Origin of the sequence: Candidatus Thiosymbion oneisti (assembly GCF_900092655.1) — a bacterium.
In the GTDB taxonomy this organism is placed as follows: domain Bacteria; phylum Pseudomonadota; class Gammaproteobacteria; order Chromatiales; family Chromatiaceae; genus Thiosymbion; species Thiosymbion oneisti.
The window spans coordinates 1-22,892 of sequence record NZ_FLUY01001438.1 but is presented as its reverse complement, the minus strand read 5'-3'; the positions used below and the strand labels follow the sequence as shown (position 1 = coordinate 22,892).

At 56.5% G+C, this 22,892-nt stretch carries 18 protein-coding genes and 1 tRNA gene; 11 read left to right on the top strand and 8 right to left on the bottom strand.

What is annotated here, in order from left to right:
- Positions 1-10: 10 nt before the first annotated feature.
- A complete protein-coding gene (locus BQ17_RS14890) occupies positions 11-427 on the bottom strand; it encodes a high-potential iron-sulfur protein (protein ID WP_089728364.1) in 417 nt (138 codons plus the stop codon).
- A gap of 482 nt (positions 428-909) precedes the next feature.
- Here BQ17_RS14890 and BQ17_RS14885 point away from each other — a divergent pair, with 482 nt between their 5' ends.
- Together BQ17_RS14885 and nhaA are read left to right on the top strand one after the other, a co-directional pair.
- The gene (locus BQ17_RS14885; protein WP_089728388.1) at positions 910-2,100 is read left to right on the top strand and encodes an IS4 family transposase; all 1,191 of its coding nucleotides are present in this window, start codon (positions 910-912) and stop codon (positions 2,098-2,100) included.
- Between the two features lie 9 nt (positions 2,101-2,109).
- Positions 2,110-3,303 (top strand): Na+/H+ antiporter NhaA, encoded by a 1,194-nt coding sequence (gene nhaA / locus BQ17_RS14880; RefSeq protein ID WP_089728362.1) that lies wholly within the window; start codon positions 2,110-2,112, stop codon positions 3,301-3,303.
- A gap of 379 nt (positions 3,304-3,682) precedes the next feature.
- Here the strand turns inward: nhaA and prmC are convergent, their stop codons facing one another.
- Positions 3,683-4,612 carry a peptide chain release factor N(5)-glutamine methyltransferase gene (prmC, locus tag BQ17_RS14875; RefSeq protein WP_089728360.1) on the bottom strand — a complete coding sequence of 310 codons (930 nt, stop codon included), beginning with the start codon at positions 4,610-4,612 and terminating at the stop codon, positions 3,683-3,685.
- A gap of 369 nt (positions 4,613-4,981) precedes the next feature.
- On the opposite strand from prmC, the gene BQ17_RS14870 reads away from it, so the two are divergent.
- Positions 4,982-5,542 carry a hypothetical protein gene (locus BQ17_RS14870; protein ID WP_141699306.1) on the top strand — a complete coding sequence of 187 codons (561 nt, stop codon included), beginning with the start codon at positions 4,982-4,984 and terminating at the stop codon, positions 5,540-5,542.
- Positions 5,543-5,782: 240 nt separating this feature from the next.
- Here BQ17_RS14870 and prfA read toward each other — a convergent pair whose 3' ends face one another.
- On the bottom strand, positions 5,783-6,868 hold the full coding sequence (gene prfA, locus BQ17_RS14865) for a peptide chain release factor 1 (protein WP_089728355.1): 1,086 nt from the start codon (positions 6,866-6,868) through the stop codon (positions 5,783-5,785).
- Positions 6,865-8,172 (bottom strand): glutamyl-tRNA reductase, encoded by a 1,308-nt coding sequence (gene hemA / locus BQ17_RS14860; RefSeq protein ID WP_089728353.1) that lies wholly within the window; start codon positions 8,170-8,172, stop codon positions 6,865-6,867. The genes prfA and hemA overlap by 4 nt, the downstream gene beginning before the upstream one ends.
- A gap of 282 nt (positions 8,173-8,454) precedes the next feature.
- On the opposite strand from hemA, the gene BQ17_RS14855 reads away from it, so the two are divergent.
- From BQ17_RS14855 to BQ17_RS14820, 8 genes are all read left to right on the top strand, one after another.
- Positions 8,455-10,224, top strand: coding sequence for a tetratricopeptide repeat protein (locus BQ17_RS14855; RefSeq protein ID WP_089728351.1), 1,770 nt, complete (start codon positions 8,455-8,457; stop codon positions 10,222-10,224).
- Positions 10,225-10,358: 134 nt separating this feature from the next.
- The gene (gene ispE, locus BQ17_RS14850) at positions 10,359-11,210 is read left to right on the top strand and encodes a 4-(cytidine 5'-diphospho)-2-C-methyl-D-erythritol kinase (RefSeq protein ID WP_089728349.1); all 852 of its coding nucleotides are present in this window, start codon (positions 10,359-10,361) and stop codon (positions 11,208-11,210) included.
- A 5-nt stretch (positions 11,211-11,215) separates the two neighbouring features.
- Positions 11,216-11,290 (top strand) — tRNA-Gln (locus BQ17_RS14845).
- A 189-nt stretch (positions 11,291-11,479) separates the two neighbouring features.
- The gene (locus tag BQ17_RS14840; RefSeq protein WP_141699305.1) at positions 11,480-11,962 is read left to right on the top strand and encodes a hypothetical protein; all 483 of its coding nucleotides are present in this window, start codon (positions 11,480-11,482) and stop codon (positions 11,960-11,962) included.
- A gap of 495 nt (positions 11,963-12,457) precedes the next feature.
- Positions 12,458-13,396, top strand: a complete 939-nt coding sequence (locus BQ17_RS14835) for a ribose-phosphate diphosphokinase (protein ID WP_176722452.1) — start codon at positions 12,458-12,460, stop codon at positions 13,394-13,396.
- On the top strand, positions 13,297-14,994 hold the full coding sequence (locus BQ17_RS14830) for a hypothetical protein (protein ID WP_176722450.1): 1,698 nt from the start codon (positions 13,297-13,299) through the stop codon (positions 14,992-14,994). Before BQ17_RS14835 ends, BQ17_RS14830 begins: the two co-directional genes overlap by 100 nt.
- A gap of 137 nt (positions 14,995-15,131) precedes the next feature.
- Entirely contained in the window at positions 15,132-16,208 is a 1,077-nt protein-coding gene (gene hisC / locus BQ17_RS14825) for a histidinol-phosphate transaminase (protein WP_089728385.1), read from the top strand.
- Positions 16,209-16,638: 430 nt separating this feature from the next.
- Positions 16,639-17,238 carry an SH3 domain-containing protein gene (locus BQ17_RS14820; RefSeq protein ID WP_089728384.1) on the top strand — a complete coding sequence of 200 codons (600 nt, stop codon included), beginning with the start codon at positions 16,639-16,641 and terminating at the stop codon, positions 17,236-17,238.
- A 390-nt stretch (positions 17,239-17,628) separates the two neighbouring features.
- On the opposite strand, the gene BQ17_RS14815 is transcribed toward BQ17_RS14820, so the two are convergent.
- The 4 genes from BQ17_RS14815 to BQ17_RS22815 form a co-directional block, all read right to left on the bottom strand.
- Positions 17,629-20,307, bottom strand: a complete 2,679-nt coding sequence (locus tag BQ17_RS14815; protein ID WP_089728343.1) for a bifunctional acetate--CoA ligase family protein/GNAT family N-acetyltransferase — start codon at positions 20,305-20,307, stop codon at positions 17,629-17,631.
- 423 nt (positions 20,308-20,730) lie between these two features.
- Positions 20,731-22,338 (bottom strand): amidohydrolase family protein, encoded by a 1,608-nt coding sequence (locus BQ17_RS14810; protein ID WP_089728342.1) that lies wholly within the window; start codon positions 22,336-22,338, stop codon positions 20,731-20,733.
- A 50-nt stretch (positions 22,339-22,388) separates the two neighbouring features.
- Positions 22,389-22,613, bottom strand: a complete 225-nt coding sequence (locus tag BQ17_RS14805) for a hypothetical protein (RefSeq protein WP_089728340.1) — start codon at positions 22,611-22,613, stop codon at positions 22,389-22,391.
- A gap of 28 nt (positions 22,614-22,641) precedes the next feature.
- Positions 22,642-22,892, bottom strand: a 251-nt coding sequence (locus tag BQ17_RS22815) for a hypothetical protein (protein WP_218068291.1), incomplete at its 5' end; no start/stop codon positions are given.

Genomic DNA, 22,892 nt, shown 5'->3' with positions numbered 1-22,892 from the left:
CCTGCGGCTTTTATGCGCCCGGCTTCTTCGCCCAGGAGGCACACCAACCCTTCATGGAGACAGCCTTGCCCGGGAAGAGTTGGCAGGGACGCCAATCACCGGCACCGTCCTGGATGAACATGCAGTTAGCGCAGGTTTGACCCTTCGGTGCCATTGGCACCTTTGGCGCCTTTGGCTCTTTCTCTCCGTCCTTTGGCTTAGGCTTATACTCGACAGTGGCGTCATGCCTGTACTCTAAGGCAAGTGCCGTAGGATCTTTCTCTTCGTCGAGATGGGGTAGATCTGCTTTCTCCTTTTTTTCCTTCTCCGGATCTTTCGCCTGTGCGGCTGCCATACCGACCAGGTTCATCAGCGGGACAGCGGCCAGGCCTCCCATCATCGCTTTGATGGCATCACGACGACTCTCGCTCATCGGCTTATCGGACATGGTTGTCTTCTCCGGTAATTTCGACTGTTGGGAACATCTAATTTTGGGACATTACCAATGGTCTTGTCCAATACAGATGGACCTGAAGGCGTCGATGTGCTACAGATCGTTCGACCTGGGTGAGGATCAAGCAACCGGAGCTGCGGACCCCTGCATCGGTTCCGCGAGGCGTGGGTGGGGGGCACGGTGTAGTACGGACTTACGATCTGCCAGCCCGCGTAGGGCGGGAAAGGCGCGGCCACCTGGCACCGCGATTACCGCGCTGGCCGGCGCGCCGCGTCCCGCCTTTTCCCGCATCACACAAACATCGCACAAAGACACCAAGCCACAAAGAGATATCACTGCTGTCCGGTAAAACCTTCGCCCCACTCACGTAACAGCTTGTAAAGACATGCAAAACGGCGGATTTTTGGGTGTCACCGATTTGAATCGTCGTGCGAGTCTTCAAAATAGCCCGTTTCGGGGATTTTGGGGACACCCTCATGCACGTCGGCCGGCTCGTTTTTTCGCAGGTCATCGACCATTTGCCACTACACACCTTCCGGCGTTGCGTAGCGCGCTACGACGGCAACCGTTACAAGAAGACCTTCTCTTGTCTCGACCAATACCTCTGCATGGCGTTTGCGCAGCTCACTTTTCGCGAAAGTCTGCGCGATATCGAGGTTTGCCTGCGCGCCCAGAAAGACAAGCTGTACCACATGGGCATCCGTGGCGGCGTTTCCCGAAGCACGCTGGCCGACGCGAACGAACGCCGGGATTGGCGTCTCTATGCCGATCTTGCTCAAGCACTGATCGGCATCGCACGCCCCCTCTATGCCGACGAGGACCTGGGGCTCGAGCTCGACAACACCGTCTATGCGCTCGACGCCTCCACCATCGATCTATGTTTGTCTGTGTTTCCGTGGGCACTGTTCCGCTCGACCAAGTCCGCCGCCAAACTCCATACCCTGCTGGATCTTCGCGGCAACATACCGACCTTTATCCATATCTCCGACGGCAAGCTGCACGACGTCAACGTCCTGGATATCCTGCTGCCGGAACCGGGCGCTTTCTACATCATGGATCGCGGCTATGGGGACTTCGAACGCCTGTTCCTGCTGCATATGGCCGGAAGTTTCTTTGTCATCCGCGCCAAGTCCAACACCAAGTGCCGGCGCCGCTACTCCCATCCGGTGGACAAATCCGGTGGTGTTCGATGCGATCAGACCATCGTGCTGACGGGAGTCACGTCGGTACACGACTACCCGCAGCCGTTGCGTCGCGTCAAATACCTCGATGCTCAGACCGGCAAGGTCTTCAACTTCTTGACCAACAACTTTGCCATTCCGGCACACACGGTAGCCGACCTGTACCGATACCGCTGGCAGGTCGAGCTATTCTTCAAATGGATCAAGCAGCACCTGCGCATCAAGTCGTTCTTCGGGACCTCCGAGAACGCCGTCAAAAGCCAGATCTGGATCGCCATCTCCGTCTACGTGCTCGTGGCCATCATCAAGAAACGCCTCGCTATCGACGCCGATCTTTACACAATGCTACAGATACTGAGCCTTACCTTATTCGAGCGATCCCCGTTAAATCAGATACTTACGGACGCCTCCGAGTTGGGTTACAGAAATCATGAGGGTGGGGTCAGCAACCAATTGAATCTATTTGATAATTTACCCGGACAGTAGTGAAGAGATATGGTAATCGATAAATTAAAAGAATTTCTGCGCCTGGAGTCTGCCAGTGGAATTCTGCTCCTGATTGCTGCTTCGCTGGCTATGGTGGTCGAAAATTCGGCGGCAAAATACCTCTATGATGCATTACTCGGCACTCCGGTCGAAATCAAAATCGGTGATTTTGAAATTGCTAAACCGCTGCTGCTCTGGATAAACGATGGCCTGATGGCCATTTTCTTCTTCCTTATCGGCCTTGAGGTAAAGCGAGAATTCCTGGCCGGTGAACTATCCGATCCTTCTCGCGTTGTTTTGCCTATTATTGCAGCAGTAGGCGGTATGGCTATCCCCGCCGCGATCTATGCCTCGATAAATTGGGGTGATCCGGTAGCCATGAAAGGGTGGGCAATCCCTTCGGCTACGGATATCGCATTCGCATTAGGGGTACTTGCATTGCTTGGCAGCCGGATACCACAATCCCTGAAGTTGTTTCTCATGACCCTGGCCATAATCGACGACCTGGGTGCCATCATCATTATCGCGGTGTTCTATACCGCCGATCTGTCGTTTTCTTCGTTGCTGCTTGCTGTAATCGCCATCGTCGGCCTGTTCATCATGAATCGCAGCGGTGTATTGAGGTTGGCACCCTATATGCTGATTGGTGTGGTATTGTGGGCGGCAGTGCTCAAGTCCGGCGTACATGCAACGCTCGCGGGCGTGTTGACTGCCTTCTTCATCCCCTTCAAGCGAGAGGCGGGAGAAACCCACACCCAGCTGGAAAGATTGGAGCACGACCTTCACCCAGCGGTCGCTTATGGTGTCTTGCCGCTATTTGCTTTTGCGAATGCCGGTATCTCGTTTGAAGGCATTACGCTGGAATCCATGCTCCATCCGGTTCCATTTGGTATTGCAGCAGGCCTTTTTATCGGCAATCAAATCGGCGTATTCGGCTTCAGTTGGCTGGCGATAAAGCTGGGGATATCGGAGATGCCTCAAGCCGTCGGTTGGGTGCAGCTCTATGGCGTTGCCTTACTCTGTGGAATCGGTTTCACAATGAGCTTGTTTGTCGGTTCGCTCGCATTCGAGCAAGGCGGCCCTGATTTCGCCGTAGATGACAGATTGGGCATTCTGTCCGGTTCGCTTGCATCCGGTATATTAGGTTACGTTGTATTGCGCTTTTTCTCCGGAAATAATCGTCCGGCCCCTACACCCAGTTAACCGGTTGCATGCCCGTAAACAGTAAAAATCGAGGAATCCGATAAAACGGATGGGACAGACAAGGTCTAACCCAATGCCATTAAGTTAAAGGTTACCGGTCGACAAAAAAGAAGAGAAACTACGAGTCACGCGAATCCGCGCGAAATTGTCATCCCGAACCGAAGGGAGGGATCTGTTTCGCGCCGATTTGTGCACTTCGTCGTTTTATTTCCGCATTGGTGTTGCCCACGAAGGCGTCTTTTCAATCCGCAGATTACGCAGATTTTCACAGATTGTTTCGTTCTTAATCTGTGGAAATCTGCGCAATCTGTGGATAAAGAAAGTTCGGTACACCAGACCGCGCCAAATTATTCAGGATTGCTTTTAACCAGACAGCTTCTCACACGGGCAGCCGTCCCGTAGTAACCCGTTCCCGGCCACCGAAATCGGGATGGGTGCGGATGTCCTCGAAACCATGCTGATTGAAGATCATTCGCACCGCCGGTCCTTGGTCGAAGCCGTGCTCTAAGGCAATGAATCCGTCGGGTCGGAGCCGGGAGGCCGCCTGCGCGCCCAAAATGCGGATGGCGTCGAGCCCGTCGGGGCCGGCAGCCAAGGCCCTGCGCGGCTCCCAAGGCAAATCGCCCTGCCTGAGGTGGGGATCCGCATCGGGGAGGTAAGGGGGGTTGCCGACGATAGCGTCCAGGGACCGCTCGGCGATGGGCGCCAGCCAGTCGCAACTGACAACGTGCACGTTCCTAAGTGCGTAAGTGCGGAAGTTCCTGCCGGCCATGCGGGCAGCTCCCATATCCTGGTCGGTCGCGATCAGGATCCAGGCGGGTCGTTCGGAGGCCAGTGCGGCGGCGATGGCGCCGCTGCCGCTGCCGGCGTCCAGGACCAGGAGCGGTGCGTCGGCGCGGAGCCGTTCCAGCGCCAGCTCCACCAAGAGTTCCGTCTCCGGGCGCGGAATCAGGGTATCCGGGGTGACCTCCAGATCCAGGGTCCAGAATGCTTGACAGCCTCGGATATAGGCTATGGGTTCGCCGGTGAGGCGGCGTTGGATCAGGACCTCGAAGCGTGCCAGGTCCGCCTCGCCGAGCTCGGCCTCCGGCCAGGCCAGGAGTTCCGTACGCGTGTGCCCGGTCGCATCGCACAACAGCAATGCCGCCTCCAGGTGAGGAGAGGCCTGGGGGAGTGCCGCCAGTAATTCGGTGGCCTCTTGGAGTATCCCTCTAATACCGGGTTGCCGCCGTGCATCCTTTGGACATCTTCTATTCGAAGGTGTCTTTTTTTCTTGACAATAGGTTCTACGGTCATCTAAGTTTGACATATAGGCATCTTGAAGAATTCAAGGTACCAGCGCGGGGCAAGCTTATTCTACTATTTTTCAGGTGCTTACGTGCTTGAAAAATGGAGCGAAGCGGAAACCGTAACTGACATAAACATAGCAAATGGAGGTAAAAGTGGAATTCCTATCTGGCTACTATAGCGAAGATCGCGTGGCAGGTGGGGAGCAGCGTAGATACTCGTACCCGGAAAATGGAGTGCCGGCGGTTGACGTAGACTGTCTGGATATACTTCCATCCTATGCTGCTGCGTGGAGGGCAGAGTACTCATCGACGTCGTCTTCTAACGACGGGGGATGATGTTGCACCTTTAGACGAAACGATAGTTTGTTTAACTATACGAGCGTAAAGTAGTGAAGGTAACACAAGGAATATTGGAACACATACGTGATCCGGAAACTTTTAACAGGGTCGTGGTTGAACATGCTGATGAGATCTACCAATCTTGTCTCTTAGTACCTGTGTTCTCACGGGCACGAGCCAGCGATGCCTATACCGCCTGGGAGAATGACGTCCGGCGAGTCGCAGAGTTTGATTTAGGCGGGAAGCCCCTGGATCACTTGAAACAAGCTGCGCATTTGGCGTACTGGCTTCGTCGTATGGGTCCAATCATCGATTCTCGTGATAGCTCAAAGAACATTCAGGATGGAGCCGGATATGTCGACTTAACAAAGGATCAAGAAACCCTCCGTGAGCTTCTCTTCAAATATTCGACTGAATATTTGGCATTCGACTTGGGATACCAGATTTGCGCATTCTACGAAAAAGCTAAGGCTGGAGCGTCAGGAAGAAACCAGAATTTTGCGCCTACTACCGAATATGTCGATACAGTTTGCCATTTTTTGAAATTCAAGAATATTTCGCCCCACGCATTGTTCTTGATTTATAAGTCTCTGTTTCTTGAGAGGTTTTAATCAGCGTAGTGGCGTTAGGTGGCCACATCGTTTTACTTTCGCTTGTATAACGGAGTTGGGTGTCGGGTTTTGTCTTTTGCTTTGCGTATCTGCGGAACGGAAATGGTCTAACGCGCCTATCAACCTGCTTTCATCTTTGTCTTTTACCTGCCTGAATCTCCCATCCCGAAATATTCATGGGCGCCTTGAAAAATTGCTTCCTGGCAATTCTTCAAGGTGCCCATCAGTCAAAACCGGCACTTAGGCTCGATCTTTCATCAGGGCTACCAGTTGCTCCGCCTGGTATTCCTGGATCAAGGGGTCGATGATCTGGTCCAGCTGTCCGGTCATAATCTCTTCGAGCTTGTACAGGGTCAGGTTGATGCGGTGGTCAGTAACCCGGTTCTGCGGAAAATTGTAGGTACGGATGCGCTCGGAGCGATCACCACTGCCGACCTGTAGCCGGCGGGACCGGGCCTGCTCGTCGACTTGGGCGGCCTGGGCCTGGGACAGTAGCTTGGATTGCAGCAGGGACATGGCCCGGGACTTGTTCTTGTGCTGGGAGCGTTCATCCTGACATTCCACCACGATCCCGGAGGGCAGGTGGGTGATGCGTACCGCCGAGTCGGTCTTGTTCACATGCTGGCCGCCGGCGCCGGAGGCGCGATAGGTGTCGATGCGCAGGTCCTTGGCGTCGAGCGCCAGGTCGTCGATGGCCTCGGCCTCGGGCAACACCGCAAGGGTACAGGCCGAGGTGTGGATGCGGCCCTGGGATTCGGTCTCGGGTACCCGTTGGACGCGGTGGGTGCCGGCCTCGAATTTGAGGTGCGAGAAGATGCCGCCGCCGCTGATGCGCAGCACGGTCTCCTTGTAGCCGCCGAGCTCACCGGCGCTCTCGCTCATCTGCTCGACCGACCAGCCTCTGAGCTCGGCGAAGCGCACATACATGCGGGCCAGATCGGCAGCGAACAGGGCCGCCTCCGCGCCGCCGGTGCCGGCGCGGATCTCCAGGAAGACGTTGCGTTGGTCGTGGGGATCCAGGGGCACCAGCAGTCGTTTCAGCTCTGGCTCCAGGGCCTGGCGCCGTGCGGTACCGGCAGCGATCTCCTCGCGGGCCAGCTCCGCCAACTCCGGGTCTGCCAGTAGCTCCTCGGCGCCGGCGATTGTATCCTCGATTTGCCGATAGCGCCGATAACCGGCTACCACGGCCCCCAGCTGGGCGTATTCCCGGCTCAGCTCGCGCAGCTGTCGCGGGTCCTCCTGGATCTGTGGATCGGCCAGCAGGACGGTGAGCTCGCCGCAGCGGTCCGTAAGCTGATCGAGCTTGTGGCGAATGGAGGGATTCATAAGGAAGAACCCGATTTTTCGTGGGGTCGGAAGAGCTCGTTGGCGGCCGCCAACAGCTCTTCCCGGCCCTCCCGTCCGGCTTGTCGCAGGCAGACGCTGGGTCCGTGCAGGAGCTTGTTGGTGAGGGTGTGCGCCACAAAGCCGATGACTTCCTCGGGGGGCTTGCCGCCTTGGAGTTGGCGCCGGGCCTTGGTGAGCACCTGATCGCGCAGGCGCTCGGCACGGTCACGGTAGTCCTGGATCAGGGTCACCGCATCCAGGGAACGCAGCCAGCAGAGGAATTCCTCGGTATGGAAACCGATGATCTCCTCGGCCTGTTCGGCGGCCTCACGGCGCGAGCGCAGGCCTTCCGCCACCAGGTCCCGGAGATCGTCCACGGTGTAGAGATAGACGTCGTCGAGCTCACCCACTTCCGGTTCGATGTCGCGGGGCACGGCGATATCCACCATAAAGATGGGTCGATGCTTGCGTTGTCTGAGGGCCCGCTCCACGGTTCCCTTACCGAGTATGGGCAGCGGGCTGGCAGTGGAGGTGATGAGGATATCCGCCTGCGGGAGGTGATTTGCCACTTCGGTCAGGGCGATGGCGAAGCCGTCGAACCGGACGGCCAGGCCGTGGGCGCGCTCGACCGTGCGGTTGGCGACCAGGATGCGCCCGATCCGGTGTTGGTGGAGGTGACGCGCGGCGAGCTCGATGGTCTCACCGGCGCCGACAAGCAGGGCGGTTTGGTCGCTCAGGTCGCTGAAGATTTGTCGTGCCAGGCTGACTGCCGCGAAGGCCACGGAGACCGGGCTGTTGCCGATGGCGGTATCCGTGCGCACCTGCTTTGCCACCGCGAAGGCGTTTTGAAACAGTCGGCCGAGCAGTTTGCCCGTGGCTCCGCTGTCATTGGCTACTTGAAAGGCCGTCTTCACTTGACCGAGTATCTGGGGCTCGCCGAGTACCATGGAATCGAGTCCGCTGGCCACTCGCAGCAGGTGCGAGACCGCCTCGCGGTCCAGCCGCGTGTAGAGGTAAGGCTCGAGGTGCGCCGGGTCCAGTCCGTGGAATCGCCCCAACCAGTCAGTAATTGGCTCCCCCCCCTCGGCATGCCCCCCGGTGTGCCCCCCGGCATGCCCCCCGGTGTGCATGGAGCAGTAGATCTCGGTGCGGTTGCAGGTGGACAGGATGAGTCCCTCACAGATCGGTGCGAGCCCGGTGAGACTGCGCAGGGCGCCCACCAGGATGTCCGGTCCGAAGGCGACGCGTTCGCGCATTGCCACGGGGGCGGTCTTGTGGTTGAGTCCGACTGCCAGAATCGCCATCTTTAAACAAATACTTTCGGGAAGGAACCTACTTTGATTCTTTGGCATCGGCGGCCTCTATGCAAGTGGCGCCCGTGCGACTCATATGAAAAACAGGTATTCTCACTAATCAAACGACCCTAAGCTACTGATTGTTGAGATATGCCCTAGACGAAAATCGTGTTTTTCAAAGTGCCCTTGAAGGCGTCCTCGAAGCGTCTCCATCATTGGACTTTTAACTGGGAATTTAACGGTTATACTGTACTCAATTCGTTAACGCGCGTTCGGTTTATATGACCTCATATGCAAAACCGATTCAGCTTCTATTTCTTCCTCCTGCTCCTATCGTCGGTTGCCGACGGCGCCGGGCTGTCCCCTATTGCTGATGCTCAACGCTTCGCCGGCGTTGGGGCCAAGCCGAATCGGGTGCCGGAGGCCGTGGTGCAACTTCCGAAGACCGTGCGCCCCTCCGAGCTGAGGGTGGAGCTCATCTACGCCGTTCTCGTCGGGCAAATCGCCGCACAGCGCGGTGAGCAGGAAATGGCCTTCACCCATTTCCTGCACGGCGCGCGTTTGGCCCGGCTTCCCCGATTGGCAGAGCTGGCGGCCAACGCGGCCCTCACCCTCAACGATGCCACGGCTATGCAGCAGACCGCGGACCTGTGGCTCGACCTGGCTCCCCAGGCGATCGGTGCCCACCAGCTGGCGGCCTACGCGCGGCTCAAGGCCGACGACGTGCCCGCCGCGATGGAACACTTGCGGCGTATCATCGCACTGGCGGCGGCGGAGGGTGGGGATGGCTATGGTCGAGCGGCCCACCTGGTCTCCAAGCTGGAGCTTCCGGAGCGGCGTTTGAAGCTCATGGAGACCCTGACTTCCGAGGAACCGGAGAGCGCCGAGGCCTGGTTTGCGCGGGCCATCGTGGCTGCCGGCGCCGACCGGCACGAGGAAGCGGTGGACGCGGCGCAGCGGGCTTCGGATCTGCGTCCGGGTTGGAATCTGCCGCGTATCTTCCTGGTCCAATTGCTCCTGAAGCGTGGTGATCGCAAGCAGGCGCGCCAGGTCCTGGAGGCCTTCGTCAACGAGAGCCCCGACGACCAGAGGCTACGCCTGTTCTATGCGCAGCTGCTCATCGACGAGCGGGAGTTTTCCCATGCCCGTAGCCTATTCGAGCAGATGTTGCGCAATGCGCCGAAGGCGCCGGATGTCCTGTTTGCGCTGGGCATCCTTTCACTGCAGCTGGAAGATCTGGAAGCCGCCCGCGATTACCTCATTCAGCTGCACGCTACCGGTGAGCGTCGGGGCGACTCCGCCTATTACCTTGGGCAGGTGGAAGAGCTGGCGGATAATCCGGAGGCCGCCGTGTCCTGGTACCGCAAGGTGGCGGGCGAGCATGCTGTTGATGCCGGGGTGCGGGTTGCGCTGGTGCGCGCCAAGCAGGGGGAGGTGGAGCGCGCGCGCGAGCTCCTGCAGCAGCTGCGCGACCAATGGCCCGAAGATGCGCCGATGATTTACCTGGTGGAGGGTACGATCCTGATTGAGCTGGACCGACCGGACGCGGCAATGGCAGTTTACGACAAGGCATTGGAGGCCTTCCCCGGCGATCATGATCTCCTCTACACGCGTGGCTTGCATGCCTCCTCGCTGGATCGGCTGGATATCATGGAAAGCGATTTCAAGGCCATCCTCGCCGAGGATCCGGACAGCGCCGAGACCCTCAATGCCCTCGGCTACAGCCTAGCGGATCGGACCGAGCGGTTTACCGAGGCCCTGTCCTATATCGAACGCGCCTTGGCCCTGAAGCCGGACGATCCTGCCATACTCGACAGTATGGGTTGGGTCCAATTCCGGTTGGGTAATCCGGAACAGGCCCTGGAGTATCTGCGCAAAGCCCTGGCCCTGATGCCTGACGGCGAGATCGCTGCGCACCTGGGCGAAGTGCTCTGGACCCTGGGTCGGCACGACGAGGCACGGAGTATCTGGGAGGCGGCCCGGGAACGGGAGCCGGACCATGAATATCTCCTGCGTTTGATCGGCCGCTACAACTTTACGCGTTCGGACTCTCAACCTTAAGAGAGCCTGTCTAATTTACGGCTGTTCTATTAAGGCTTCGAGCGGCCGCTGTTATGCCCCCTCTCCCCCGAGGGTGTCGCGAAAGTCATTTCGAACCACTTAAGACCACAAACACGCAAGCCAGACAGGCTTTGATGACCGCCCCTCCGCTCAGGCATCCCTGGCCCGCCCCGGCCAAGCTCAATCTCATGCTGCGGGTCCTGGGGCGGCGTCCCGACGGTTATCATCGCCTGCAGACCGTGTTCCAGTTCATCGACCGGCAAGACCGACTGTTCTTCGAGCCGCGCGACGACGGTCGGATCAGGCGCACATCGAACCTGGCCGGGATCCTGGAGGAATCCGATCTAGTGGTGCGTGCGGCCCGCTTGCTTCGGGATCGGGCTGGCAGCGGTCTTGGGGTCGATATCCGAGTGGAGAAGCAGCTGCCTGCGGGGGGTGGGTTGGGTGGCGGCAGCTCGGATGCGGCGACGACCCTGGTGGCATTGAACCGAATCTGGGATCTGGGCCTTTCCGAATCCGAACTGACCGAACTCGGCTTGATGCTGGGCGCGGATGTCCCGATTTTCGTTTACGGGCATGCGGCCTGGGGGGAGGGGATCGGCGAGGTGCTGACCCCCATCGATCTGCCGGAGCCTTGGTATCTAGTGCTGGTACCGCAGTGTGAGGTGGCCACCGCTGCGGTCTTCTCAGACGAAGAATTGACAAGGAATTCGGCTCCAATCACAATAAAAAACTTCATTGCCGGCGATGATCGGAACGACTGTTTGGCGGTCGTGCGACGACGCTATCCTGAGGTTTCAGCGGCCTTGGACTGGCTTGCTACCGTCGGTCGGCCGCGGCTCACCGGAACCGGTGCCTGTGTGTTCTGCACATTTGCGACGGCGGCGCAGGCGCGTGCCGCCTGCTCGATGGCCCCGCCGCGCTTCTCCGCCTTCGTCGCCCGCGGAATGAATCGTTCGCCGCTCTCGGAAGTGAGCCGGGTTTAACCCCTTGGGGCGTCGCCAAGCGGTAAGGCACAGGGTTTTGATCCCTGCATACCCAGGTTCGAATCCTGGCGCCCCAGCCATATGTCGGTTAGATAAGAGACCCCTATGTCGCCACCGAGATGCCTGCCGCCTGAGGTCCAAGGTCCCTGCCGCGACCCTTTAATGCTGGATAACAAAGGAAACTCACGGTTATCGTCCTCAGCCTTGGTCTCGCTATTGGTATCGCGTATGTAGCGGTGAGCAGCGGACCTGACCTCGCCGACGGGGATTTGTCCCATAACGACAAGCGTGCTGGGACGGTGCCCGCGCATCTCGCCTTAGTTACCCCATATCTGGGCGCGCCCGTCGACGCACTCCCGTCCGAGGAGGGTATCGCCATTTCGAGCGCCGGACCGAACGCAGGCAACGCCGCTTGGATCGTAGTGGAGGCCTACACCGATGCGGGCGAAGCTGCGTGCGCCGGGTTTCGTCCAACTGAAGAGGCGCTAGTCGCATGGCTGAACGACATTCGAATGGCCCCGGAGCGGTTTCTGGTCAATGACCTCTATTCTCCCTGTAAGCTGACGGGCCAAATCGTCACTCGTACGGGTGCAGCGGTGGCCTTCAGCGTGCAATCCAGCGGAATCGGCACAATTGACCTGTCTAAGGGCGAGACCGTGGTCTTTGCACCGCCTGGCTGGAGCGATCCCAATGCCGGGCTCTACTTCAATTCCGGCGAGCAACCATTCGGCGAGAAAACGAGGACGAGATAAAGCGAAGACAGTCCACTATGGTGATGGGCACGCCGCGCCGGGTGCATCCTCCCAAGCCGTCGCGGCTTGGAAACCGCCGTGGAATGACCGCAGCCGCGAGCCCGGCTGGCCGGGCGCTGGCTTTGCCCATCCTACGAAATGTCAACAGGACCTATCCTCTACCATTTAAAGAGTTACCACTACCAGAGGCTGTGTAAATGGCATTGCGCTACCAGTTAGGGTTTTACCACTACCCGGCGGCGGCGTTGGATTGATGCGCTATTTTTCATGTCTTTCGCAGTGCGGTAGCTACTCGGTTGCCCTTGCCCCTGTCTCGCGTTTCGAATCGGCCCGTGCGTGGGGGTTGCGGCCAACGGTCATCCGATTTTGAAAATCCAGAAGGTAGTGCGGTACGAGGCCGGGAATGTCCTTGAACCTTGATCTCCTGTGGTCTTCACGACCTTTGTGTTGATGGCCCTTGTGTCGATGGATAGATCAGTTGCATCCGCCAACCAGATGATGGTGTTTTCCGGGAACGCCAATGCGCGGTTGTCCGCGGAAATCGCAACTCACCTGAACGTCCCGTTGGGAAAGGCCGTCGTGGGTCAATTCAGCGACGGCGAGGTGATGATAGAGATCCGGGAGAACGTCCGCGGTCGCGATGTTTTCGTGGTTCAGCCCACGGGTGCACCCACCAACGACAACCTGATGGAGCTGTTGGTGATGATCGATGCCCTGCGTTGGGCATCGGCGAGGCGGATCACGGCCGTTATCCCCTATCTCGGCTATGCGCGTCAGGATAGGCGCCCCCGTTCGGCTCGGGTGCCTATCACGGCCCGGCTCGTCGCCAAAATGCTCGACCATGCCGGTACGGATCGCGTCCTCACCATGGATCTGCACGCCGACCAGATCCAAGGCTTCTTCGATATACCGGTGGACAATGTGTATTCGTCGCCCATCCTCTTGGGCGATATCTGGCGCCGGAAGTATCCTGACCTGCTCGTGGTGTCACCCGACGTCGGCGGTGTTGTGCGTGCCCGCGCGCTGGCGAAGCAGCTCGACGATGCCGATCTGGCGATCATCGATAAACGCCGGCCACGGGCCAATGAAGCAAAGGTCATGAACATCATCGGTGACGTGAAAGGCCGCACCTGTGTGCTGATCGACGACTTGGTGGATACCGCAGAGACCTTGTGTCAGGCGGCCGCAGCGCTCAAGGAGCATGGGGCCGTCCAGGTGGTTGCCTATTGCACCCACGCGGTGCTTTCCGGGTCGGCGGTTTCGAATATCGCCGCGTCTTTGCTGGATGAGCTGGTGGTTACCAACACCATCCCGTTGCGCCCGGATGCGGCCGCATGCTCCAAGATCCGCCAGCTGAGTATCGGCGAACTGCTTGCCGAAACCATGCGCCGAATCTCGAACGAGGAGTCGGTCAGCTCACTGTTCGTGGACTGATCGATATGAAATCCAGCTGGCTCAAGGCAGCTATCGACAGCGATCGTCCGATTCTGATTTTCTTATTCTTTTTTCCTTGGTCCATTTGGTTTATCTATAGAACATCATTTACGATCGACGATATCCGCTATTTTTGTCTTTTCGATGACGCCATGATATCGATGGCGTACGCAAAGAACCTGGTCAATGGATACGGTCTCAATTGGGCCAGGTTCGGAGAACCCGTGGAGGGCTTTACCACACCCCTGTGGACATTCCTGATGATCCCCGTCAATGCATTACCTGTCGGGCTCAACTACAAAAGCCTGTTCATTCAGGTTTTTTCAATGATATTGTTGGCCCTCAACATATTGATGATACGTAAGTTGATGGTCACTCACTTCGGCTTCGGGGCGAAAAGATACTGGTTTCCGGCCGCTGTGCTTACCGCTTCTTACTATCCCCTAAACTTTTGGGCCTTACAAGGGATGGAGTCCGGATTACAGGTGCTCCTGGTTACTTCATCCATCTATCTTGCTTTCAGTGTAATCGAAAAGAAATCCAGTCCCGTTACGCTACTTTCGCTGTTTGCGGTTGCTTATCTGGTACGGATGGATATGATGCTGTTGGTTTTGGTCATTCTCGGTTTCATTGCCTACCAACCCGGCTTTATCCATGTAAATAGGCGTTCCTGGTTGATCGGCTTTGCGATTTTCGGTATGACGATTGTGTCATATTCAATCTTCCGGTGGGTATATTTCCATGAGCTACTTCCGAATACCTACTACCTGAAGCTGACGGGAGTTCCTTTTGAGATTCGTATTCTAAGAGGCCTGGACGTTTTCGTTAAGAATTTTTTTCTTCCGATATCAATACCCCTTCTTCTCATCATAGCCGGCACCCTACCGCTCGTGCGGATCCGACCAAAGCTCGGGTTACCGCTCTTGATTATCGGAACCTGTTTCGGTTACTCGATCTATGTCGGCGGTGATGTCTGGGAGTATACCAATGTCGGCGCGAATCGATTTGTCACCGTTGCTATGCCCATGTTATTCGTATTGTTCAACGCATTGTTGAACCAGGGATTGGACTATTTAGATCAAAGAAAAAAACCATCGCTAGCTCGGGATCGCGCTGTGATAATTTTTGTCTCACTTATCTTTTCTTTGTTTTTTAATGGTTTTTTTCTGTCTCCCTGGAACTTTGGAGAAGAGTTTAGGAAATTTACCGTTATCAAACGCCCTGCTTATAGTATCAGTCATGACTGGGTTATTCGCAAATCTATGGAATTACAAACTTTGTTACAACCGGCGTCTATTGTGGCGACTGGTTTGGCTGGTGTTCCAGCCTATTTTACGGATTTTCGAATGGTGGATCTTTTAGGATACAATGAAAAGACAATTGCCGGAATGGATATTCCACCACTTTCTAGGTTGGATTTTAAAAAGTATCTTCCCGGGCATCTGAAAACGGATATTCCTTATATCCTGGCCGAATATAGACCTGACTTTTTCTTTTTTCCACCTAAAATGCCGGAAGATTTCTGGCAGAGTCGAGGTTACGAATACAGAGGTGAACTCAAGGGTTGGCATAAAGTTACGGCGTTTTCGGAAACATGATCGAGGATCAAGGTCAATGCCGTTAAGTTGCTGCTGACCGCTTGTCGTGGTCGATCAGGATGCGGAAGAGAAAACGACGAAGATTTGTAGTTTCCCCTCTTGTTTGTCGACCGGTAACGCTTAACTTAATGGCATTGATGTCCAAGCTGATCGAACATCTGATCCGCCCGGAGATTCAGGCCCTCGGTGCCTACCAGGTCCCGGATGCCACTGGTCTCATCAAGCTGGATGCGATGGAGAACCCCTATACCTGGCCCGAGGGGTTGCGTCGGGAGTGGCTGGAAGCGCTGCAGGCGGTCCATCTGAACCGTTATCCGGATCCCCGCGGAGACGAGCTGCGGGCGACACTGCGGGCGTCTATGGGTATCCCGGATGCAATGGGGTTGCTGCTGGGCAATGGCTCGGACGAGTTGATCCAGATGCTGGCGCTGACGGTAGCGCGGCCCGGATGCAGGATGCTGTCCCTGGACCCGGGCTTTGTCATGTACCGGATGATCGCCCTGTTTGCCGGTATGGAGTATGTCGGCGTTCCGCTGTGGGCCGAGGATTTCTCGCTCGATCTGCCGGCGTTGCTGGCGGCCATGGCAAGGGAGCAGCCGGCCATCGTCTTCATTGCCTATCCCAACAACCCGACCGGGAACCTGTTCGATGCCGATGCCGTCGTGCACATCATCGAGGCGGCGCCGGGCCTGGTCGTCCTCGATGAGGCCTATGCCCCCTTCACCGACCACAGCTTCCTGCCGCGCCTGGGGGATTGGCCCAACCTGTTGGTGATGCGTACCCTCTCCAAGATGGGCCTGGCCGGGCTGCGGCTCGGCTACCTGGCTGGGCCCAGCGACTGGCTCGCCCAGATCGACAAGCTCCGACTGCCCTACAACATCGACGTGTTGACTCAGGCGAGTGCTGCCTTCGCCTTGCGCCATAGGGAGGTTCTCGACGGGCAGACCCAGCGGATCCGCGCGGAACGCTCCCGTTTGTTCACCGCGCTGTCCGGTCTGGATGGTGTCCATCCATACCCCAGCGAGACCAACTTTATCCTGTTACGAGTGCCTGCCGGTCGGGCCGATGAGCTCTTCGAGTCCCTCAAGCGTAGCGGCGTACTGGTCAAGAATCTCGATGGCACCCAGCTATTACTCGAGGGCTGCCTGCGGATGACGGTGGGGCGTCCGGAGGAGAATGATACCTTCCTCGCCGCCCTCGAATCGGCCTTGTAGGCATAGGGGTATAACCCAGGGCAACCGAATGATAATCTCTGCTCAACAAGCTGTTGTCGGTAAGCGAGTCGAGTCGGTTGGGCAACCTGTCCGACTCTTTGGAGTGCGCCGGCAGAGCGCTGCCTCTGATTGGAACCAAGCGGTGCGCATTACTGCCACGGTGTTTGCCGGGAATCGGCGGTGCGGCGTTCCACCCGCAGCGCGGCGACGGCGCTTTGGTTTGCGGCCGGTTCCCATCCAAAGCGGCGTCGGATTCGTGCCCGTCGGGAGGCCGGTGCTAGTGGCCCATCACCGGCGATCTCTTCCCAAGGACCGGGGTATCCGGTTGCCGCCGCACGCCAAAGGGCAGTAAGCCGGCACCGGCAGGAGGCTTTCCGAACGGGTAGTGAATGACAGGTAGCTGTTGGGCTTCACAAATATGGAGGAAGCAATGAAAAGACTGATTCTGGTTGCGGCATTGGTGGCACTGACCATGCCTGCTTATGCTGCACGAGACGGCTGGGTAACTGTCGATAATCTCAATAGGAGAACTTGCCCAGCATCAACGTGCGGAATCGTCGGGGTTCTTAAATTCCGTGAAAAGGCAACCATTCTCGAAGAAAAAGCCGGCTGGGCTCGAATTACAAAATATTATGATGCCTCGTGCGTCAATGGGCTTAGTCACTATGTAGATAGTAGCAATAAGAAATGCGTATCTAGCAATGGCATCAACAATGGCAAATTTGCCGAATGGGTGTCTGCTAAGTATTTAAGCTCAACACGCCCGCCAGATCCCGCGGCAACCGCTTCAGCAAATTACGCTCTGGTTAAAGGTTCAGATGATTTCAGGATCTATAAAGACGCATTTGCTATAGTTGCTGATCAACTAATCGCTTCTGGTAAATGTTCTGCTAACGATTTTCGTGAAATGGGTGGCTGGATGAAATCGTCCAATCACAGAAGCAAGCCCATCTACTTTACTTACTGTGGTGGGATGCGCAGTAGTAACAAGATCTACTTGAATGCAGCTACCGGTGAAATCATGCGATAAAAGCCCAACAAGGGGCTACAGCCGACCCCAAAAACGCTGGCGCGTTTTCGGGCCGGCTGAGCCCAAGCGATAGCCGGCCTTTCATTGCCTCTGCGTTCTCCGCGTCTCTGTGGTTCAAAAGACTGGCAACCCGCTGGGTTTTTTCGATTTATCATTCGGTTGCCCTGGGGTATAACCCCGGACTTAAGAGCGGGAACCATGGGTGTGGCAGACCTGTCTGCAGCGGGTAGGGGTTTCGTTTTCCCCATCTTACAACGCTCTTTTTGAATCCACAGATTACACAGATTTCCACAGATGAGAAACGAAATAATCTGTGAAAATCTGTGTAATCTGCGGATTTAAAAGCGGACCCCATTTCCGTGGTGTGGTCGGCAGAAAACTTTACTCCTTCTACAAATCCAGCCAGGTCTCGAAGACTTCTGGATCGTCGGGTGAGATCTTGCGGTGGAAGCCCATGGCGCCGATCATCGCGAGCATGGTCGGGTTATTGCACAGCACATGGCCTGTGAGCTTCCGGATCCCGCGCGAACGGCAGTAGTCGATCATCTTGCTCATGAGCTTGCGCCCCAATCCCGTTCCCTTTAGATCCGAGCGCACGATGATGGAGTACTCGGCGACCAGATTATCGGGGTCCGCTATGGTCCGGACCTCACCTAGGGTCTCCGGCTTGCCGCCGGCGTCGGGGGCGGTGGCTATGAAGGCCATCTCCCGGTCGTAGTCGATCTGGGTGAAACGGGCCAGCACCGGGTGCTGAAACTTGTTGAAAGATCCGAAGAAGCGGAGCTGGATGTCTTCGGGGCGGAGCTTGGCGAAAAAGACCGCGTGCTCCGGCTCGTCTTCCGGGCGGATAGGCCGTAGCTGCACCAGGGGCCCGGTCCTGAGGGCGAAGTCTTCCTCGAGCACTTGAGGATAGGGGCGAATTGCCAGCCGATGGTGGAACGGTGGGGATTCCGCCCACAGGCGGATGCTGGTCTCGACGGCCAGCACCTCTTGGTCGTCCGCGAAGAGCGGATTGATCAAGAGGTCGGCGATGGGTGGGATATCGATGATCAGGTGCGAAAGCTTGACGAGGGTCAGGCAGATGGCGTCGATGTTTGCTGCCTTGTGGCCGTGATAGCCCCGCAGGACGTTATAGATCCGGGTGCGCGACATGAGCTCCCGCGCCAGGTGCATGTTCAGCGGCGGCAATGCCACCGCCAGGTCGCCGATGACATCCGCCGCGGAGCCGCCTTGGCCGAACAGGATGACGGGACCGAAGACAGGGTCTGAAACGACACCTGCCATCAACTCCTGGCCCCCGGGGCGTTGCACCATCTTCTGTATCGAGAAGCCATCGACCTGGGCCTTTGGGAACAGCCGCCGCAGCCTCGATCGGATACGCTGCTCCGCTTCCACCACTGCCTGGGGCGTGTCTAGGTCGAGGACCACACCACCGACGTCCGAGCGGTTGGCAATATCGGGAGAGAGGAGCTTGACGGCGACCGGAAAGCCGAGTGATGCGGCCAGTTGTGCGGCCTGTGCCGGCGCTCCGGCGATCCGGGTAGGGACCGTCGATAGGCCGTATGCCGCCAGAACCGCCTTGGCCTCGGGATCGGTCATGACTGTTTTGCCTGCGGCCAAGGTCTTGCGCACGGCATCCTGCGCCACATCCGTGGCGGGTACGAATGTTCGGGGTACGGAAGGCGGCGTTTGGATCAGCAGCTCCTGGTTTTGACGGTAGCGTACCCGATGTAGGAACGCCCGTACCGCGATGCCTGGTAATCCATAGCTCGGGATATTGGCCTGTGCGAACAGGTTGCGCGCCGGCAACGCGGTTTCCCCACCGATCCAGCAGGTCAGGACGTTGCCCCCGGTTTCCGATACGACCCGGACCACCGCCTCGGCCGCCGCCATGCCGGACGTTACGGCAGTCGGGGTGTGCAGGACCAGAATCGTGTCGACCTCCTGGGCCGCGACCAGGATCCGCAGGACATCGGCATAGCGCTCGCCCGTGGCGTCGGCCCTGATGTTGACCGGGTTGCCGTGGGGCCGGACCATCGGCAACAGGGCGTCGAGCTGCTCCAGGGTCGCGTCGGTGAGGCGCGTGAGGCTGCCACCACCTTGGTTCAGGGAATCGACGGCCCTGATTCCAGTACCATCACTGTTAGTCATAATCGTCAGATCGTCGCTCCTGAGCGGACCCGAGCGGGCCAGGGTTTCCACCGCCGCGAACAGCTCCTCCGTATCCTGTACCTGGAGCATCCCGGCGCGCCGAAAGGCCGCGGCGTAAACCGCATCCGATCGGACCCTGGTCCGGGCTGGTGCTGAGCCGATGGAGGTGGCCTCCGGATGGCCCGTGGCCTTGACGATGAGTACCGGCTTATTGCGAGCGGCCGCCCGCGCCGCCGACATGAATCCACGGGAATGGACGAGCGTTTTCATGAACACCAGGATCGCCCTGGTGGATGGCTCCATGCTCAGAAAATCGATCACCTCGGCGAATCCCACATCGGCACATTCGCCCAGGGCGATGAAGTGTGAGAAGCCGATGCCCTTGGCACTTGCCCAGTCGAGGATACCGGTACACATCCCCCCCGACTGGGAGACGAAGGCGATCTTGCCGGGCAGCGCGGAGCGATGGAAAAAGCTGGCATTCAAACCGATTTCCGGAATCACCAGACCGGAGGAGTTGGGCCCCAGAATCCGCAGGTCATAGGGCCGTGCGGCCTCCAGCATGGCCTCTAGGGTCGTTCCTCCCTGTTCGTCACGCCGACCGGACATGCCGACCGTCAAGACGATCGCCGCCCGGGTGCCCCGTTTGCCGAGTGCGCTCACGAGGGAGGGCACGGGTTCCGGTGGGGTGCCGATGATTGCCAGCTCCGGCGTCATTGGCAACTCGGCAAGGTTCGGATAGGCCAGTACGCCCCCCACGGACTTGAATCTTCGGGTAACCGGCATGATGGGTCCGTTGAAGCCGCCGTGCAGGAGGTTCTGAATGACCATGGTGCCGATGCGCCCCGGCTCCTGCGAGGCCCCGATAAAGGCAATCGACCTGGGACGAAAGAGGGAATCGAGGTGACGAAGGCTCATGGCCTTATCGGTGTTTGACCGATTTCTCCCAGGGTTCCAGGAGTAGGTCGTCTATAGCGTATCCGTGAACACCAACACCGAACCTCGTAACTCGGCGTGTGGTTGTGGCATCAAAAGATGCGAGGGACCACGCCGAGTTTTCGTGGGGATGACGGAAATGGGATTTCTTTTCCGCTTCTGCTGCTAAAAATCTACGATTGGATACTGACAGTATGGATTCGTTTTGTACGCGAGTTGTTCAAAAAACACGCACAAGAGTTTGAAATTGTGCGTGGATGGGCTGATTTCTGACAAGGCTTCAATGATTTCCATATAGGAATGTCTGGAAATTTCTATTCTGTTTTCGAGAATAAGCTCCTCTCCCGTGTCCCGGACGACTTTTGCCTTATGGAGCTTTCAACCTCGATCGTTCTTGATAATCTTTTAGAATGAGGTCCTGCTCTTCCTGAGTATAACGTTGTCGGGGTTCAAGGTCGCCTTCACCTTTTCCATCCAAGGAATATCTTTTTGGGGTTCCAACTTATTTTCCCTGTAAAATTTCTCCAATCTTTGCCAACATTTCGTTCCCGGTATCAGCTTAAAAAAGCTCTGAGCGTTTAGTCCCATAATATTATCTCGAAACTCTATTTCTTTGGGCAAAGCGGATTCAATCCGTTTTAAGTAATTGGAACCAATTGCAGCTATTAGAGGCATATGCCAGTCAGAACCGTACATAAGCTTATCGAATAGGATATTTTTGTTTCGAACAATAAAATCACGAAAAAATTCGATATTGTGAGAGGTATAACCTTTGACAGAAGCTATTTCGTCAGTATGCGATATGTCCATATATAAATTTGGGTGCTCTTGCATTAATCTAATTGCGTCCTTGAGCCATGCTGTTTCTTCAAGTATCTTGTATCCATTCTCCACGTCGTCAAACTCTTCAGCTTCAAGAAACATGTTGCGTTCGTTGTCCACATCAAACCCTCCGGCAAGATGAGCAAGACAAATACGAAGGTCCTTATTACTTTTAGCCACCTTAGCCCAATGCCGAGGGGCATGTGTCCGATCAATCTCCTTGCTTCGATGCATGCACTCTTTGTTCGCATCCAATACCTGGCCCGAGTGAGTCAAAATAGGCGCATCATACTTGATGCATATTTCATAAAGCCTTTTCATGGATTCATCATAATATTCGGCCTTCTCTGGAGCTAAATCTTTTTGTCCCCGTAGTGGAGTATTCGGACAACCGTGACTTATATTATCCCAAGGGTCAAAACCTGATGACGGATGTACTTTTACTCCAATGAATCCCCAGTCTTTGAGGCATTTCTCGACTAGACTAAGGGGCCTAAGATATTCCCCCCTATTTTCCATATCTCTTTCCACAAATTGACGCTCGGGATTAAATGCAACCAAAGGGAGAAATCGGCCATTCGTCGCAAGATTTAGGTCTCTCATCAACTTGGCTTGTTTGAAAGGTGAGGTTGGTTTAGAACTTTCAGATGGTCTAGCCTCAAACCACTCATATAGGTCAACCATGGACGGTGTAAATATGTCAATCGTGGGAAATAGTTGCATTAGGAGACTCGCGTTTCGTATACGATTAGACGCAAATCCCGTTATCCGATTAGCATAATCATGAACGAATGGTCCCCCCTGTTTTTCTTTCGCATATTTACAGAATTCAGTCGCATCGCCTTGTAGTTCTGGATACTTTTTATGGAATAAGTTGTACTCCTCGTTAATCTGAAAGGCATGAATAGCTGTAAGCGATTTTCCAAACCAACCGAGAATTCCGGTCCCCAGAGCTAGAGGCCAGAACGTTTCATCAGTATTAAGGAAACGCCGATTGACGAAAGCAGGACCATTAACATCTCTCACATTTATGATGTGACAGTGCATATCTATTCGAAGTGAAGGTCGACTATCCAGCTCACAATCACTTATAGAAATCTTTTTTCTTGGTGTTGATGCACAGCCGGTCAGGTATGCCGCCGATGCAACGGATACTAATTGAATGAATTGTCTTCTGTTGATTCTACTCATCTCATGATCCCATTTGTATTGTACGAGCACCTTGTAATTTTCTGTCGGGCTTAGCTCGTGGCGAAACAGGCCTTGAACCTTTGACCCGCAGCCCTCGCTGCTTCGCCTAATTCGTCGAGCGACTGGAATTCGCGCAGATCCCCCTGCGCATTGTCACCCGCAAATTCTCCGAATTCCTCAAATCCTCTAGGCTCCTCGATCCTGACGGGCTCAAGATTGTCGAACTCGACAACGCCAGCCTCATCAAGAACTTGAGTAGTGTTTTCTATATGCATGTCACATCTCCTCTCACTTTGCCCGCAATTATTGGTGGCTCTTTATGGATTCCAGACTGCTAACGATCATAGCAGGGTTCCAGCGGACGTTTTGGAGTGCGGCGGCCACCTCACCCCGACGCTTACCGGAACCTCCAGCCCTAAGCATAAGCCGGGGGTTGGTCAAGTGGCACGATCCTGCCGCCGCTTTGGATTGGACCACGCATCCGTCCCCAACAAAGGTGATGCGGCCAGGGGAAAGCGCCGTCGCCGCGGCGCGGGTGGAACCGAAGGGCCCGG